This is a genomic window from Streptomyces sp. NRRL F-5727 (assembly GCF_000719555.1).
Classification (GTDB): domain Bacteria; phylum Actinomycetota; class Actinomycetes; order Streptomycetales; family Streptomycetaceae; genus Streptomyces.
On the sequence record NZ_JOGX01000151.1, the window covers coordinates 1 to 715 of the forward strand.

Annotated in this window: 1 protein-coding gene; it reads right to left on the reverse strand. The window is 73.4% G+C overall.

Features of this window, described 5'->3' with window-relative positions; translation table 11 throughout:
* Positions 1-672, reverse strand: coding sequence for a DUF4097 family beta strand repeat-containing protein (locus IF73_RS0137100; protein ID WP_031015949.1), 672 nt, complete (start codon positions 670-672; stop codon positions 1-3).
* Positions 673-715: the final 43 nt, after the last annotated feature.

Below are 715 nucleotides of genomic sequence, written 5' to 3' on the forward strand. Positions count from 1 at the left end.
TCAGTTGGCGTGGGCGGTGATGTCGCCGTGGGAGGTGGTGGCGTGGATGGTGAGGTCGGCGCCGGTGCCCTTGGCGTTCTGGAGGGTGTTGTGGATGCGGCCGTAGGAGGTGCCGGCGTCGAGGGTGGCGGCGGTGCCGCGGGCGGCGCCGACGGTGATGGAGCCGGACTGGGTGGTGAGGGCGACGGTGCCGGTGGTGGCCTCGGTGACGCGGAGGTCGCCGCGGGCGGTGGTGAGGTCGGCGGGGCCGGTGAGGCGGCCGATGGTGATGTCGCCGTCGGCGAGGGTGAGGTGGGCGGTGTCGGCTTCGTCGAGCTTGACGGGGCCCTGGGCGGAGTCGTAGGTGACGTCGCCGAGGCGTCCGACGCCGCGGAGTTCGGCGCCGGCGGCCTTGGCCTGGACGTGGGAGCCGGCGGGGAGCTGGACGGTGACCTCGACGGCGCCGGAGGGCCCGAAGAGCTGGTTCTTGGCCGCGGGGGCGGTGATGGTCAGGACGCCGTCGGTGAAGGTGACGGTGGTGCCTTCGGCGGCCTTGACGTCGCGGCTCTTGCCGGGGCGGGCGGGGCGGATGTCGACGGTGGCGTCGGCGCGGTCGGCGGCGATGAAGCGGAGGTGGCCGGCGGGGACGTCGACGACGGTGGTGATGGGGGCGGTGGTGGCGAAGGTCTGCATGGCTGGTTTCTCCTGTGGAGTCGCGGTCGGTGTTTCCGACATG